Origin of the sequence: Novosphingobium sp. (assembly GCF_036820275.1) — a bacterium.
Taxonomy (GTDB): domain Bacteria; phylum Pseudomonadota; class Alphaproteobacteria; order Sphingomonadales; family Sphingomonadaceae; genus Novosphingobium.
The window spans coordinates 1-16063 of sequence record NZ_DAISLT010000049.1 but is presented as its reverse complement, the minus strand read 5'-3'; the positions used below and the strand labels follow the sequence as shown (position 1 = coordinate 16063).

Genomic DNA, 16063 nt, shown 5'->3' with positions numbered 1-16063 from the left:
GGCCGAGGCTCAGTCGCTACGAAGCCTGCGCAGCACGGCGTCGCGCAGGATTTCCGGCGGCTGCTCGCTAGCCAGGATCACGGCCTGTTCGCTGTCCAGCGGCACTTCAAGCGTAGCGAGTTGGCTGTCGAGCAGGCTCGCGGGCATATAGTGGCCAGGGCGGTTTTCCAGCCGTGCGAAGAGGTTCTCGCGGCTGGTTTCCAGCAACACGAAATGCGCGCGCCCGCCTATCGCGCCGCGCAGGCGGTCGCGATAGGCCAGCCGCAACGCAGAGCAGGCGACCACGACCCTCCCCCTTTCCGCAACGTCTGCGGCCGCCGCCGCGCCCAGCCGGTCCAGCCAGGGCCAGCGGTCCTCGTCGGTCAGGGGGTGCCCTGCACGCATCTTCGCCACCGCTTCGGGCGCATGGAACGAGTCGCCTTCGAGGAAGGCACAGTCCAGCGCTTCGGCCAGCAATGCGCCGAGGGTCGACTTGCCGCAGCCGCTGACGCCCATGACGATGATCGCGCCTCGCGAAAAAGCGCCGCTTTCTGAGGATCTTGGCAAAACGAGGTCCTTGCAGCCCGGCGACGGCACAAGGCCCATCGCGATGATGGGCGAGCTATAGAAGCCCCGACCGCCGGCTGGGAACTACGACCTTTGTCGCAAGTGCCAAGCCTGCCCGCTCGCTTTAGCAAAAGGCGCGAGAACGAACCCAGAGGGATACGGCAATGATCGGACGCAGCGGAATGATGGCGGGCCTGCTGGCGGCAAGCGCGCTCGTTCCCCTCGGCAGCGCGCAGGCGTCCGGTCCCTCGGTCTTTCCCGTCGCCCCCGCCGAACCCCGCGCCGTGACCGTGAAAGCCACCGGCGACGGCCGCACCGACGATACCGCCGCGATCCAGGAAGCGCTCGACAAGGCCCGTGACGCGGGAGGACACGGCATGGTGTTCCTGCCCTCGGGCCGCTACCGCATCACCCGCACCCTGATCGTTCCGGCAGGCGTCAGGGTCTACGGCGTCGGACAGGAACGCCCCACGATCGTTCTCGCGCCGCGCACGCCGGGCTTCCAGAAGGGCGTCTCGACGATGATCGTCTTTGCGGGAGACGATCAATACACCGTCGGCAAAGTGCCCGTCCCGGTGCCGACCGTCGTCCCCCGCGACAAGACCGTCCGCGACGCCAATTCGGGCACCTTCTACTCGGCCATGAGCAATCTCGACATCGAGATCGGCGAAGGCAATCCCGCCGCCGCCGGGGTGCGCTTCCGCATGGCCCAGCACGCCTTTCTCAGCCACATGGACTTCCGCCTCAGCTCGGCCTTCGCCGGGGTCTACCAGGCCGGAAACGTCATCGAGAACGTCCACTTCCACGGCGGCCGCTACGGCATCGTGACCGAGAAGACATCTCCCGCCTGGCAGTTCACCCTGCTCGATTCCAGCTTCGACGGACAGCGCGATGCCGCCATCCGCGAGCACGAAGTCGGGCTGACCATGGTGAACGTCCTCATTCGCGACACGCCGGTGGGGATCGAGGTCGATCGCGGTTATGGCGATTCCCTCTGGGGCAAGGACGTCCGGTTCGAAAACGTCAGCAAGGCGGGCGTGGTCATCTCGAACGAGAACAACGTCTTCACCCAGATCGGCTTCGAGAATGCGCTGGCCAGCGGAACGCCGGTCTTTGCGCGTTTTCGTGACAGCGGGCGGACCGTTGCAGGCAAGGGTTCGGCCTACAAGGTCTCCGCCTTCTCCTATGGTCTCGCGGTTCCCGCGCTCGGCAGCGACGGTGCCTATGCGACCAAGGCGGAGATCGAGGGACTTGCCGCCCTCCCCGCCCCGCGCCAGGCCGCGATCCGAGATCTGCCGCCGATGACGGACTGGGTCGACGTGCACGGTCAGGGCGTAGTGGGTGACGGCAAGGCCGACGATACCGCCGCCATCCAGCGCGCCATCGACACCAACCGCGTGCTCTACTTCCCTGCGGGCTTCTACAAGGTAACCAACCGCCTGACCCTGCGGCCGGACAGCGTGCTGATCGGCCTGCACCCGGCGATGACGCAACTCTATATTCCGGACGGCAATGCCGCCCATTCCGGCCTCGGCGCGGTTCTGCCGATCCTCGAAAGCCCGCGCGGCGGCGATAACGTGCTTTCGGGCATCGGCCTGTTCACCGGCCGCGTCAATCCTCGCGCCGCCGCGCTGCTCTGGCGCTCGGGTGAGAACAGCCTGGTCGAGGACGTGAAGATCATGGGCGGCGGCGGCACCCCGACCTCCGACGGCAAGCCACTCGGCTCGCTTTCCGCGCGCAGCGGCGATCCGGTCGCGGACGGGCGCTGGGACGCGCAATACCCCAGCATCTGGGTGACGGACGGCGGCGGCGGCACTTTCGCGGACGTGTGGAGCCCGAACACTTTCGCGCAGGCCGGCTTCATGGTGACGGACACCGACACCCCCGGCCACGTCTACGAGATGTCGGTCGAACACCACGCCCGCAACGAGATCGTCCTCGACAACGTGCAGAACTGGGAGTTCCTGGCGCCGCAGACCGAGCAGGAAGTGGGCGACGGCCCCGATGCGGTCTCGCTGGAGATCCGCAATTCGCGCAATCTCCTCTTCGCCAACTACCACGCCTACCGCGTGACGCGCAGCTATCACCCGGCGCTCAGCGCGGCGAAGCTGTTCAACTCCAGCGAGATCCGGTTCCGCAACGTCCACGTCAATGGCGAAAGCGGTTACGCAACCTGCGACGACGAAGGCTGCGGCACTTTCCTGCGTGCCAGCAAGTATCCCTTCGACAACGCCATCGTGGGCGTGACCGGCAAAAGCATGGTGCGCGAGCGCGAGTTCGCGAGCCTCGATATCGGACCCGCGGGAGCAACGACCGAGGCTGCGGCATCGTCCGTCGCGGTCGAGAAACTGGCCGACGGCTTCTGGTCGATCTCCGGAGCCGCGACGGATGCCAAGGGCGTGCTCTACTTCATCGACCGCCGCTTCCAGCGCATCCACCGCTGGACCGGCGAGCGCGGTCTGGAGGTGGTACGCGACAACGCACTCGATCCGGTGAACCTCGCGGTGGATGCCTCCGGTCATCTGCTGGTGCTGTCCTCACTGGGCGCAAAAGCCGGCGTCTATTCGATCGACCCCGCCGGTCCCAAGGATCAGACGACCGTGATCGCGCCGACGCCCGTGCGCGACAAGCCTGCCGCCGAAACACTGGTTCCGGTCAACTGGTGGGTCAACGGCGAATTCCGCGACCAGCTCGATCACAAGACCTACCAGTTCACCACTCTGGCCGAACTGTTCGCTCAGGATGCCGGTTCGGCCAAGGCCCAGGAATATGTCTCGCCCGACGGCAGCCTTGCGCTTCCCGCGTTCCGCGTGTGGCAGCAAGGCCCGGTCGATCATGTCGGCTGGCGCTGGTCCCACAGCCTCAACGCCAACGGGCTGATCTCGGGCCGTCCGGGAGAACGGGTTTTCGTCACCAACGGTTCGGAGAACCGGACTTACAGCGCCACGGTCGGCAAGGGCGGTGCCCTGCAGAATCTCAAGCCCTTCGCCGATCGCGGCGGCGAGAGTGTCGCGGTCGACCGGCAGGGCCGGGTCTACGTCGCCAACGGCCAGGTCTACATCTACGCGTCGGACGGCAAGCCCCAAGGCCGCATCGACGTGCCCGACCGCCCGCTTCAGATCCTGTTCGGCGGCACCGACGGCAGCACGCTGTTCATCCTGACGCACCACGCACTCTACGCAGCAACCATAAGAGAATAGACGGCCGCCCCAAAAGCGGCCCGGAAGGAAGAGGGGAAGGATCGATGAAAGTGAGGACCATCATTCACCGCCAGCGCAGCAGGGCCAGCCTTGGGGCCAGCCTCATCGCGCTCGTCGCCGTATCGCTCGCGGGTACGGCACATGCGCAGGAACAGGCCCCGGAACCTCCGGCACCGGCCGAAACCCCCGCTGCTCCGGTTTCCGAACGCCAGGCATCGGAAATCGTGGTCACCGGCTCGCGCATCACCACCAGCGGCTTCAACGCGCCGACGCCCACGACCGTGATCGGCGAAGAGCAGATCACCGCCAATGCGCAGCCCAACATCTTCACCACGATCGCGCAGTTGCCCTCGCTTCAGGGTTCGACCGGCGCCTCGACGGGCACGTTCTCGACATCGAGCGGGCAACAGGGCCTCAGCTCCTTCTCGCTGCGCGGCCTCCAGCCGATCCGCACGCTGACCCTGCTCGACGGACAGCGCGTCGTCGGCGCCAACGTGACCGGCGTGCCCGACATCTCGATGTTCCCGCAGCTGCTGGTCAAGCGCGTGGACGTGGTGACGGGCGGCGCTTCCGCCTCCTACGGCTCCGATGCCGTGGGCGGTGTCGTCAACTTCATCACCGACACCCGGTTCGAGGGCTTCAAGGGCAACATCCTCGGCAGCATCACCAAGTACGGGGATGACGAGACCGCGCTCGTCCAGGCAGCCTGGGGCAAGTCGTTCCTCGACGACCGCCTCCATGTCGTCGTCAGCGGCGAGTACGATCACGAAGGCGGCGTCGGCGCGGGCGACTTCGGCACCGACCTTGCAGGCAGCCGCGACTGGTATCGCGCGACCACGCTGATGAACACTGGCCAGACCAACAACGGGTTGCCGCAGTTCAACTACCGCGACTACGCCCAGCCCTACCAGTATGCCCGCTACGGCCTCATCAACAACGGCCCGCTTCAGGGCATCGCCTTCGACGCCAACGGCACGCCCTACAACTTCAACTACGGCTCGAACGGCCAGCCGCTGGGCAACGGGCAGGTCAGCAACTGCTATCGCGGCAACAGCTTCTGCGAAGGCGGCGACCTTTCGGGCGCGCCGGGTTCGGGCGCCTCGCTCAAGTCCGCGCTGGAACGCATCAACGGCTATGGCCGCATCGGCTACGACTTCGCCGAGAACAACGAAGCCTACGTCACCGTCAACATCGCCCAGGTAAAGACCAACAACCAGCCCAGCCCCGGCTACGGCAGGCCCTCGCTGACAGTGCAGTGCGCCAATCCGTTCCTGCCGCAACTGGTGCGCGACCGTTGCGCCGCCGCCGGCATTACCAGCTTCGGCTTCGGCACCAGCAACGCCTCGTTCCCCGACCCGCGCGTCTATACCAACCGCAAGCAGTACCGCTTCGTCGGCGGCCTCAAGGGCGCGTTCGACGCCGCCGGAACCTCGTGGAACTATGACGCCTACTACGAGCATGGCATCACCATCTCGGACATCCGCGTCCGCGACATCGTGCTCCAGAACCGCTACGTGGCGGCGACCAATGCGATCAGCCTCAACGGCGCCATCGTCTGCGCCGACCCGGTCGCACGCGCCAACGGCTGCCAGCCGATCAACGTATTCGGCAACTTCGCACCCTCCGACGCCGCGCTCGCCTATGTCGCGCCGCACGACAATGGGCCGTTCCAGCACACCAAGCTGACCCAGGACGTCCTCAGCGCGAACCTCTCGGGCAGTCCCTTCGAATCCTGGGCAGGCCCGGTCTCGGTGGCGTTCGGCGGCGAGTACCGCCGCGAGTTCTACCGCGTGAACGCCGACCCCTATGGCGCGGGCGTTTCCGACCTCAGCCCCAACAGCGCCGACTATCCGGCCGATCCCCTGCTCAACTCCACGCTCGGCAGCAACTGGGCGGCAGGCAACTACAAGAACGGTCGCGGCAAGTACGAGGTCTACGAAGGCTATGTCGAAGTCGACCTGCCGCTGCTCAACAGCGACAGCTTCGGCCGCGCCAACCTCAACGGCGCCGCACGCGCCACGCACTACAGCACATCCGGCACCGTCTGGACCTGGAAAGTCGGCGGCACCTGGGACACCCCGCTCGACGGCATCCGCCTGCGTGCGGTGACCTCGCGCGACGTGCGCGCGCCCAATCTCTCCGAACTCTTCGCCGCGCCGACCGTCACCACGGTGCCGAACTTCAACGATCCGTTCAGCAACCAGGCCGTGCAGATCTTCCAGAACACGGTCGGCAACCCCGCCCTGAAGCCGGAAGTGGCGCGCAACACCGAACTGGGCATCGTGCTTTCCCGCCCCTCGTGGCTGCCGGGCCTCAGCCTTTCGTTCGACTACTACCACATCAAGCTCGACGGTGTGGTCTCCACTCTCTCGGCCGACCAGATCGTGCGCTTCTGCTTCGACGGTAACCAGGCCTTCTGCGGCGGCTTCCAGCTCGACGGTCCGCAGGGCACCAACTTCGTCAACGTCCAGCCGTTCAACCTCGCTTCGTGGAAGACCAGCGGCTTCGACATCGAGGCCAGCTACCAGTGGCAGCAGCCCCTGGGCTTGCCGGGCAACTTCACCGTCCGCGCGCTGGCCACGCATATCCAGAAGTTCATCGTCAGCGCAGGCATCGCGGGTGTCGATCCGGTCGACCAGGCCGGCAACAATGCCGGCGCCACGCCCGACTGGAAGTGGCTGGCCGTGCAGACCTACGACAGCGACCGCTTCAGCCTGACCGTGCAGGAACGCTGGATCAGCGACGGCACCTTCGGCAACCAGTACGTCGTCTGCCAGTCGTCCTGCCCGGTCTCGACCGGCAACCACCCGACCATCGACTACAACACGATGAAGGGCGCCTTCTACGTGGACGTCGGCGCGACGATCAAGTTCGGCGACAACCTGCAACTCTACGGCAAGATCGACAACCTGTTCGACAAGGATCCCACGGCCTCACCGCAGACCAATACCGGGCTGGACGTCAACCCGGCACTCTACGACACGCTGGGGCGGATCTATCGCGCCGGTATCCGCTTCAACTTCTGACAATTCCCGCCGTCCCGGACCCGCTCCGGGACGGCGATCCGATGACTTACGATGAAACAGGGGACATGATGCGCGCGATCTTCGGAGCCTCCACGGCGATACTGGCTCTCATGGCCGCCGCGCCGCTCGCCGCATCACCCTCCGTCTATGCGACAATGCCGGACGAGCCTACCGCCGTCACCGTCATCGCCCGGGGGGACGGCCGCGCCGACGATACGGACGCGATCCAGCAGGCGATCGACAAGGCGGCGCAGGGTCCCGCGGGCAAAGGCGTGGGCGGCGGCATCGTGTTCCTGCCGCAAGGCACCTACCGCATCACCCGCACGCTGTTCCTCTGGCCCGGCGTGCGCATCTTCGGCGTGGGCGAGAAGCGCCCGGTCATTGTGCTGGGACCGAAGACCCCCGGCTTCCAGCGCGGCGTCGCCCACATGCTCGTCTTCGCAGGCTCCGCGCGGGAGCGCGATCCCAAGGACGCCCGCGAAATCGCCTTCCCGCCGCCCGGCTCCGTACCGTTCAACAAGAACGTGGCGGACGCCAATCCGGGAACGTTCTACTCGGCACTCGGCAATATCGATTTCCGCATTCTGGACGGCAATCCCGCCGCCACGGCGATCCGCTTCCACTCGGCCCAGCACAGCTTCGTCAGCCACGTCGATTTCGACATCGGCTCCGGTCTTGCCGGACTCTATCATGTTGCCAACGAGGCCGAGGACCTGCACTTTCGCGGCGGCCGCTACGGCATTCTCGCGGAAAAGCCCTCGCCTGCCTGGCCCTTCGCGCTGGTCGATTCCACATTCGAAGGCCAGCGCGATGCCGCCATCCGCGAGCATGAGGCCGGGCTGACCCTGCTCAACGTCTCGATCCGCGACACCCCGGTCGGCATCGAGATCGACAAGGGCTACGGCGACTGGCTCTGGGGGCAGGACGTTCGGTTCGAGAACGTCTCGAAAGCGGGCGTGATCGTTTCCAACGAAAACAATGTCTACACGCAAGTCGGCTTCCAGAACGCAGTGGCCTCGCGCACGCCGGTCTTCGCCCGGTTTCGCGAGAGCGGGCGGACGGTTCCCGGCAAAGGCGAGCGTTACAAGGTCGCTTCGTTCACGCACGGGCTGACATTGCCGGCTTTCGGCAAGATGGGCGAGTATCGCACCGAGATCGATGCCGCATCGCTTTCCGACCTCCCCGCCCCTGCCGCGCCGGCCATCCGCGCCTTGCCGCCGGTGTCAGAATGGGTGAACGCCCGCAGCCTCGGCGCCAAGGGAGACGACCGAAGCGACGACACCGCCGCGCTCCAGAAGGCGATCGACACACACCGTGTCGTCTACCTGCCTGCGGGTTTCTACAAGGTCAGCGACACCCTCCGCCTGCGTCCGGACAGCGTCCTGATCGGCCTGCACCCCAGTCTCGCGCGGATCGTCCTGCCGGACGGTTCGGCGGCCTACGCCGGGATCGGCGTGCCCAAGGCACTGGTGGAGAGCGCCTCGGGCGGAGACGCGATCGTGGCCGGGATCGGACTCGACACCAGCGGCAACAACCCGCGCGCCACGGCCCTGCTGTGGAAGGCGGGAGCCCGCTCGATGGTGAACGACGTCAAGTTTCAGGGCGGCCACGGCACCAACCGTTTCGACGGCACAAGGACCGATCCCTACAACAACAACGCCACCGCCGATCCCGATGCTTCCCGGCGCTGGGACGGGCAATACGCCAGCCTCTGGGTGACGCAGGGCGGCGGGGGCACGTTCGCCAATATCTGGAGTCCCAGCACTTTCGCCAACCCCGGCATCCTGATCTCCGACACCCAGACCCCAGGCCGCTTGATCCAGGCCTCGGTCGAGCACCACGTCCGCACCGAGATCGGTCTCAATCGGGTCTCCAACTGGGAACTGCTCGCCCCGCAGACCGAAGGCGAGGCAGGCGAAAGCGGCGATGCCGTCGCGCTGGAAATCCGCGATTCCAGCAATATCCTGGTCGCCAACCTCCACGCCTATCGCGTGACCCGCACCCGCAAGGCAGCCCCTGCTGCCGTCACCCTCTACAATTCGCACGACATCCGCTTCCGCAATGTCCATGTGAATGCCGAAAGCGGTCTCGGCACATGCGACGAGAACGGCTGCGCCACCTTCCTGCGCCTGACCAAGTTCCCCTTCGAGAACGCCCTGCGCGACGTGACCCACGGCCTCGATGTCCGCGAACGCGAATTCGCGGTGCTGGACGTAACCGCCTCTCCCGCGCCGGTGGTTCCCGCGACATTCGAAGGCGCCAGGATCGAGAAACTGGCGGACGGCTTCCACTCCATCGGCGGCGGCGCGGTGGATGCGGCGGGCAAGCTCTACTTCATCGACCGCCAGTTCCAGCGCATCTGGAGCTGGTCCGACGATCGCAAGCTGGAGATCGTGCGCGACGCCGCCCTCGATCCCGTCAACCTGACGGTGGATCGATCCGGCAACCTGCTGGTGCTGTCCTCGTTCGGCCGCAACGGCACCGTCTACAGCCTCAAGCCCGGATCGCCGGATACCGAATTGACCGTGATCGCGCCGCGTCCCGCCGAACGCATCGGCAGCGCCGCCACGGTGCTTCCGGTCAATTGGTGGATCAATGGCGAGTTCAAGGATCAGATCGATCCGAAAACTTACACCTTCACCACCCTTGCCGAGATGTTCACCCGCAACATGGCCAGATCCCAGACCCGGGAATACCCCTCCCCGGACGGCAGTGTGGCGCTTCCGGCCTGGCGGGTGTTCGCACAGGGACCGTCCGACCACCGAGGCTTGCGCTTCTCGGATGCGCTGGATAGCTATGGTTTCATCCAGGCCAGACCGGGCGAGCGCGTGTTCCTGACCAATGCCTCCGAAAACCGTACCTATAGCGGCGTGGTCGGCGCGGGCGGTAGCGTCACCGGCCTCAAGGCTTTCGCCGAACGCGGCGGAGAAGGCGTGACCAGCGACACCGAAGGCCGCGTCTACGTCGCCAACGGGCAAGTCTTCGTCTACTCGCCCGAAGGCCGAGAGATCGGGCGGATCGACGTTCCGGAACGGCCGCTGCAACTCCTGTTCGGCGGCGCGGATCGCAGGACGCTTTTCGTGCTCACCCATCACGCCCTCTACGCCGCGAAAGTCGGCCGATGATGCGAATGTTCCGAGCGCTGCTGACCCTGCTCGCGCTGCTCTTGTTCTCACTGGGATTGCCGACAAGCGCCCGGGCTGACCCCCAGTACAAGCTGCTCGTCCTCGCCATCCCGAACAAGTACCACTACGAGTACATCCCCATCGCGCGCGAGAGCCTGGAACGCCTGTCCCGGCTCCACGATTTCGACCTGACTTTCACCAACGACCCGAAAGTCTTCGAAGGCGATTTGCAGCGATACGCGGCGGTCCTATTCCTGAACACGCCCGGCGAAGAGCTGAACCCGGCCCAGCGACGGAACTTCGAGACCTACATGCGCGGCGGCGGCAACGCCGTGATCGTGCACCGCGCCCTTATCATGAAACCGGACGACTGGCCCTGGTACGAAAAACTGGTCGGCCGCAGCTTCGTCATCCATCCGATGTACCAGACCGGCGTCGTCACGCCGGCCGATCCGGGGTTCCCCGCGACGTTCGGCCTCCCCTCGCGCTGGATCTGGAGCGATGAATTCTACGTGACGGCGAACCCGCACGGCGTGAAGATCGAGCCGGTGCTCAATGTCGACGAAACGAGCTACGATCCCACCCGCATCTGGCCCGGACAAGTGGCCAGGCCGATGGGCAAGGATCATCCCGTCGCCTGGTGGCATCGTTACGAAAAGGGCCGCGTTTTCGTCACCACGCTCGGCCATGACGGCAATGCCTACCGTGATTCGGCCTATCTTTCCCATCTGCTTGGCGGCATCTATTGGGCCGCGACCGGGCTTGGCCGACAGCCCTGACCCGCTCGGGAACAGGCCCTAGCGATAACGCCCCATCGTCACCTTGAGCCATTGAGGCCGTAGTCGGTCTGGTCGCCATTCCAAACGCATCGTACGGATATGTCCTCAGGGCTGGTCTTGCAGGGAAAAGATGCGGGCAGCCGGGGTCCACTTGCTGTCCGCAGAGGCCCAGGCGAGCGGGCGTTGCACGCTGTCCATCAGGCTTTCCCATGCCTGGACGTCCCCATCCGCTGCATCCGCCGCCGCCTTGTCGGCAGGATCGAAGCCGGGGTCGGTCTCCATGATCATGACCAACCGGTTCCCCGTTCGATAGATTTCCATGTCGCGAACCTGCGCGGCACGTATGCCGTTCACCACGGCGCCGGGAACCGCGCCTGCCGCGTGCCATGCCTCATATCGCGCAATGGCTTCGGCTTCGTCCGAAAGATCGATGAGCAGAACCTGTCGCATGCCCTCTCCTTTTTGCCGCTTGCTACCGGCCGTCCGGTAGCAAGCGACATCACTCCCGCAAGACGGATCAGTAGGTCAGGCGAGCCGTCAAACTGATGCGCCGATCGTTGAGCACGTTGGACTGCGGCCTGCTGGCAATGCCGTAATACGTCCGGTTCTCGGTATTGGTCAGGTTCACCCCGTCCACGGTGAGCGCGAAATTGGGCGTCACGGTGTAGGTGATCGATGCGTCCAACTGGCCGCGCGCATCGTTGAAGATCGGCAGGTTACCGCTACCATTTCCGCGCGTCGTAACCACGTACTTGCTGCGCCAGTTATAGGCCACGCGCGCCGAGAGCGGTCCCTTGTCGTAGAAGCCGATCAGGTTGTAGCTGTACTTCGATAGCAGTTCGAGCGGCACCGTCAGCTTGTTGCCTTCGTTGTCGGCGGCATCGGGACTAGGCGCCTTGCTGTCGACATAGGTGAAGTTCGCCTGGACGCCGAAGCCGGAAACAACGCCCGGCAGGAAATCGAAGAAGGTATTGCCGCCGATCTCGAAGCCCTTAATCTTGCCGTTGTCGCCGTTGAGCGGGCGGGTGACGTCGACGTTGAACGGGCCGTTGCCGAAATCGTAAGTCTCGGTGCTGGTGATATTGGCGATGAAGCCGTCCACCTTCTTGTAGAAGGCCGCGCCGTAGAGCGAGCCGGTCTGCGAGAAGTACCATTCCAGCGAGGCATCGAACTGCTTGGCTTCCAGCGGCCGCAGGAACGGATTGCCGCTAGAGGCCGTGCGCAACCCGCTGCCCGAATTGAACTCGACGATATTGATGTTGGGGTTGAGCTGCGAGAAATCAGGCCGGGTCAGCCCCTTCGAAGCGGCGAGGCGCAGTTGCAGCTTGTCGTTGAAGTGATAGCGCAAGTTGAGGCTGGGCAAGGCCTTGGTATAGCTGGAGTTCACGCCCAGCGCGACGTAGGAGATCGGACCGTTGCCCGGCTGGCCACCGACGATAACTTGCGGGGTCTGGACGATGAAGCCGTCGGTCGAGACTTTGGTCTTGACCACGCGCACGCCGATGTTGCCGTCGAGCGGGAAGCCCGCATCCTCGAAGTCGAACTTGGCGAGGCCATAGGCGGTATAGGTCTTCTCGCCCTGGGTGTTGCGGTCGCTGGGGACATAGCTCACGCCGTCGAGCAAGGACTGCCGCTGGGAATCGCTGACATAGGGCGCCAGCGCCTGCCGCGTAGCGTCATAGTCCAGCACGATCCCGCGACTGAAGAACACCCCGCCGTCCGGCACGCCCTGATAGCCACGATAGAGATCGCCCCGGAACGGGTGAACCTCGTAGAGGTCGTCAGCCAGGGCAGTGGTGCCGTAGTATGCGTAAGTGCTGGAATCGGTGACCGCCGAGCGGTCGGTGTAGCGCAGCCCCGCCGAGATCGAGCGCAGGAACCCGCCGTCGAACTTGTACTCGGCACCCAGGCGTCCGGCATATTCCTTGCCCACCGAGTGCTCGATATGATCGAGGTAGCCCCCGCCGAGCGGGGCATAGTTGGCTATATCGGTGACAGAGCCGGAGCCGTTGGTCGGATCGTTGTCCGGCAGGATGTCCATCGTCGGCACGCCGCTGCCGACGACCTGATGGAGCCGCTCCGCGTTGGAATGGAGGATGACGATCGAGCGCTGACCGTCCGTCGTGCCGCGAATATACTGGAAGTCGCCGTTTACCGTCAGGTTGTCGGTCGGATTCCACTTCATGTTGAGCGAAAAGTCGTTGGTGACCGACTTGCGGCGTTCCAGACTGGTGTTGGAATCGATCGGCACATTGGCGAACGTGCCGCTGCGGAAATTGCCGTCGTCGTCGAACGTGAACGGCTGGGTGTAGTCCGGGATGATGGGATTGTCGCCGGTATAGGCGAAGAAGCTGTAGTCACCGTACTGGAACTTGTAGTCCGAGCGGACGTATTCGCCGGTAAACAGCAGGTTTTCCGTGGGCTTCCACTGGATCGCCGCATCCACGCCGAAGCGGCGGCGATCGCCCAGATACTGACCGATGCCGACGCCGTGCGGCAGATAGGTAGCCTTGCCGAGACGCCCCAGCCCCGCCGCCACCGCATAGTCGGCGGCATTGTTGGGATTGCCGCTGGCATCGAGCGACTGGTTCAACTCGTAGAAGGGCTGGCTGGAGATCTGGTCCTGCCGGAAGGCGGTCTTCTGGTAGGCGAAATCGACCATGATGCCGATCTCGCCGATGCCGGTATTCCAGCGGTCGGACAGCAGCAGGTTGGCCTGGGGCTTCGACTTTCCGTAGAGATCGTAATAGTTGATACTGGCACTGGCCGAAGCCTTGAAGCCGTCGAAGTCGAACGGCTTGCGCGTGCGCAAGTTGATGAGGCCGCCGATGCCGCCCTCGATCTGGTCGGCCGAGGGGTTTTTGTAGACGTCCACGCCGGCAAGCAGTTCGGAGGGCACGTCTTCCAGGCTCAGGGTGCGGCCGCCGTTGGCGGTGAACACGTCGCGCCCGTTCACTTCGGTGCGGACCTGGCTGAGACCCCGGATCGAGACCGAACTGCCTTCGCCGAAGCTGCGCTGGATCTGGATGCCGGTGATGCGCTGAAGCGCTTCGGCGACGTTGCGATCCGGGAGCTTGCCGATGTCCTCGGCCACGATGGAATCGACGATGACGTCGGAATTGCGCTTGATCGACTGGGCACTGCTGAGACTGGCGCGCACGCCGGTGACGATGATGTCGTTGGCTTCCGCCTCGCTCACTTGCGGCGTGCCGCTATCGGCCTCCTGCGCGCTCGCCGGCGCGATCGCACCGCATGCCATCGTAACCGCCGAAATACCCGTAAGCAGACGCGCGCGGCGCGATGCCTGAATAATCGTCCTCATTGGACTTTCCTCTCCCTGGCTCCTGAACGAAGCACATCCTCACAAGTCTTGTCGTCCGGCGGCTTGGCTCATCGAGCGGCCCTGCTTCGCCTTTCCGCGCAGATCGATGCGCCGACCGCGACTCAATTACTCCCAATCGACATATTGTGAAATATAAAATTTGATTTCACGGGTGGATTGCGATCGATGATATATGGCATCAACCGCAAGGAACGCTGACAAGCAAAGGCAGGCCGCCGACAGGGTAGTCGGTCGCCGGACTGGTCCGCGTGATGGGTGCAAAGGGCACAGGACAATGACCGGAAACACCCGCCGCGAACGGGGGCCGGGAGCCGCCGGTTTTCCGGACAGCCCTTGCGGTCGAGGCTCGATTACCAGTCCGTCACGACATGGATGTCGCGCGCCTTCGACAAGGCCATTGCCGCCGTGCCCGACACCGCCTAGGCGGAAGACGGCTTTATTCCGAAGAGACGATCGATGACGCTTCAGACCTGGTGGCTCTATGCTTTCGCGGTGTTCCTGCTTTCGGGAACGCCCGGCCCGAACATGCTCCATGTCATGGCGCGCAGCGTCGAGTTCGGTTTCCGGCGCAGCGTAGCCGCCATGGCGGGCTGCATGCTGGCGATCACGCTGGTGCTCGCGGCCTCGGCGGCAGGACTAACCGCCCTGCTCAAGGCGATCCCTGGCGCTTTCGAAGTGCTGCGCTATCTCGGCGTGGCCTACCTGGTCTATCTCGGCATCAAGTCGTGGCGGGCACCGGTCTCCGACGACGCGGCGGACGAGCGGCTCGATCGCCGGAGTTCGCCCATGGCGCTGTTCCGCGGCGGTTTCACGATCGCGATCAGCAATCCCAAGCTGCTGCTCTTCGCCGCCGCCTTCTTTCCCCAGTTCATCAACCCCGCCGAGCCGAAGGTTCCGCAGTTCGCCATTCTCGTCGGAACTTTCGCCGTGATCGAGATGCTCTGGTACTGCACTTACGCGCTCGCCGGCGGCTCGCTTTCGAACCATTTGCGCCGCCCCTCGGTGAAGCGCCTGTTCAACCGCGTCACCGGATCGATCTTCGTGGGCTTCGGCGCCGCGCTGCTGACCTCGCGCAGCGCCTGAAGGTTCAGCCTGCGGCCTGCTCGGCCAGGAGGAAGGCACCGACCAGTCCCGAAGGCTCGGTACAGGCAGGCGGAACTATGAGCCGTTCCATCGCCGCCTCATCCCGCGCCGCCTGCACGTAACCGCCGAGCAAGTCCGCCGTGCGCGCGCGGATGAGCGGGATCAGCCGTTCCTGCTTCATGACGCCGCCGCCGAGCACGATGCGCTGCGGTGCCATCGTCAGGAACAGCGTCATGCAGAGCTGCGCCAGGTAATCGGCCTCGACCTCCCAGAACGGATGGTCTGCCGCCAGTTCCGAAGCCGGCGCCCCCCATGCGCTGCTCACTGCGGGACCCGCGGCAAGACCTTCGAGGCAATCGCCGTGGAACGGACAGGTTCCCGCGAAGCCCTCATGCGCCGGATGGCGCCGGACGAGAATGTGCCCGGCTTCGGGATGGCCGATGCCGTGGACAGGGCTACCCTCGCTGACCAGCCCGACGCCGATCCCGGTTCCCACCGTGACATAGGCAAGCTGGCGCATGTCCGGGCCTGCCGCACGCACTTCGGCCAGAGCCGCCGCATTGACGTCGGTGTCGATCGCCATGGGCACGTCCAGAAAGGCGCGAATGCGAGCCAGCAGATCGGTGCCCTCCCAGCCCGGCTTGGGTGTCGCGAGGATCTTGCCGTAATCCGGCGAGGCCGGGTCCACCCCGACCGGGCCGAAGCTGGCCACGCCGATCCCGGCCACCGGACCGAAGTCCGCCGCATCGCGGAAGAACGCCGCGACTTCGGCAAATGTCGCGTCCGGATCTCGGGTGGGGATCGTCGCGGTGCGCAGCGATCCCGTCGCGGCGCTACCGACCGCGCAGACGAACTTGGTTCCGCCTGCCTCTATCGCCCCATGGATCGTCATGCCCTGCCCTTTCGTGCCCTTTTGATTGCCGGAGCCTCTGCCACCGCATCGCGGCGCCTACAAGCGATT

Annotated in this window: 9 protein-coding genes; 5 read left to right on the top strand and 4 right to left on the bottom strand. The window is 65.1% G+C overall.

What is annotated here, in order from left to right; all coding sequences use genetic code 11:
• Positions 1-9: 9 nt before the first annotated feature.
• Positions 10-495: a gluconokinase gene (locus V7066_RS25165; protein WP_334185728.1), complete on the bottom strand. Its 486-nt coding sequence runs from the start codon at positions 493-495 to the stop codon at positions 10-12.
• A 215-nt stretch (positions 496-710) separates the two neighbouring features.
• Between V7066_RS25165 and V7066_RS25160 the strand changes: the two genes are divergently transcribed.
• From V7066_RS25160 to V7066_RS25145, 4 genes are all read left to right on the top strand, one after another.
• A complete protein-coding gene (locus tag V7066_RS25160; protein ID WP_334185708.1) occupies positions 711-3746 on the top strand; it encodes a glycosyl hydrolase family 28-related protein in 3036 nt (1011 codons plus the stop codon).
• A gap of 44 nt (positions 3747-3790) precedes the next feature.
• Positions 3791-6772 carry a TonB-dependent receptor plug domain-containing protein gene (locus V7066_RS25155; protein WP_334185707.1) on the top strand — a complete coding sequence of 994 codons (2982 nt, stop codon included), beginning with the start codon at positions 3791-3793 and terminating at the stop codon, positions 6770-6772.
• A gap of 65 nt (positions 6773-6837) precedes the next feature.
• On the top strand, positions 6838-9897 hold the full coding sequence (locus tag V7066_RS25150) for a glycosyl hydrolase family 28-related protein (RefSeq protein WP_442947375.1): 3060 nt from the start codon (positions 6838-6840) through the stop codon (positions 9895-9897).
• Positions 9894-10676, top strand: a complete 783-nt coding sequence (locus V7066_RS25145; RefSeq protein ID WP_334185705.1) for a ThuA domain-containing protein — start codon at positions 9894-9896, stop codon at positions 10674-10676. The genes V7066_RS25150 and V7066_RS25145 overlap by 4 nt, the downstream gene beginning before the upstream one ends.
• 105 nt (positions 10677-10781) lie before the next feature.
• On the opposite strand, the gene V7066_RS25140 is transcribed toward V7066_RS25145, so the two are convergent.
• Entirely contained in the window at positions 10782-11126 is a 345-nt protein-coding gene (locus V7066_RS25140; RefSeq protein ID WP_334185704.1) for an L-rhamnose mutarotase, read from the bottom strand.
• Between the two features lie 67 nt (positions 11127-11193).
• Positions 11194-13998, bottom strand: coding sequence for a TonB-dependent receptor (locus tag V7066_RS25135; RefSeq protein ID WP_334185703.1), 2805 nt, complete (start codon positions 13996-13998; stop codon positions 11194-11196).
• A gap of 477 nt (positions 13999-14475) precedes the next feature.
• On the opposite strand from V7066_RS25135, the gene V7066_RS25130 reads away from it, so the two are divergent.
• Positions 14476-15102 carry a LysE family translocator gene (locus V7066_RS25130; protein ID WP_334185702.1) on the top strand — a complete coding sequence of 209 codons (627 nt, stop codon included), beginning with the start codon at positions 14476-14478 and terminating at the stop codon, positions 15100-15102.
• Positions 15103-15106: 4 nt separating this feature from the next.
• Here the strand turns inward: V7066_RS25130 and V7066_RS25125 are convergent, their stop codons facing one another.
• Positions 15107-15994, bottom strand: a complete 888-nt coding sequence (locus V7066_RS25125; RefSeq protein WP_334185701.1) for an ROK family protein — start codon at positions 15992-15994, stop codon at positions 15107-15109.
• Positions 15995-16063: the final 69 nt, after the last annotated feature.

Excerpts from the sequence above, each read along its gene's own strand:
- V7066_RS25165 (WP_334185728.1), bottom strand. The coding sequence starts at position 495 with ATGGGCGTCAGCGGCTGCGGCAAGTCGACCCTCGGCGCATTGCTGGCC.
- V7066_RS25150 (WP_442947375.1), top strand. The coding sequence starts at position 6,838 with ATGATGCGCGCGATCTTCGGAGCCTCCACGGCGATACTGGCTCTCATG.
- V7066_RS25140 (WP_334185704.1), bottom strand. The coding sequence starts at position 11,126 with ATGCGACAGGTTCTGCTCATCGATCTTTCGGACGAAGCCGAAGCCATT.
- V7066_RS25160 (WP_334185708.1), top strand. The coding sequence starts at position 711 with ATGATCGGACGCAGCGGAATGATGGCGGGCCTGCTGGCGGCAAGCGCG.
- V7066_RS25145 (WP_334185705.1), top strand. The coding sequence starts at position 9,894 with ATGATGCGAATGTTCCGAGCGCTGCTGACCCTGCTCGCGCTGCTCTTG.
- V7066_RS25130 (WP_334185702.1), top strand. The coding sequence starts at position 14,476 with ATGACGCTTCAGACCTGGTGGCTCTATGCTTTCGCGGTGTTCCTGCTT.
- V7066_RS25125 (WP_334185701.1), bottom strand. The coding sequence starts at position 15,994 with ATGACGATCCATGGGGCGATAGAGGCAGGCGGAACCAAGTTCGTCTGC.
- V7066_RS25155 (WP_334185707.1), top strand. The coding sequence starts at position 3,791 with ATGAAAGTGAGGACCATCATTCACCGCCAGCGCAGCAGGGCCAGCCTT.
- V7066_RS25135 (WP_334185703.1), bottom strand. The coding sequence starts at position 13,998 with ATGAGGACGATTATTCAGGCATCGCGCCGCGCGCGTCTGCTTACGGGT.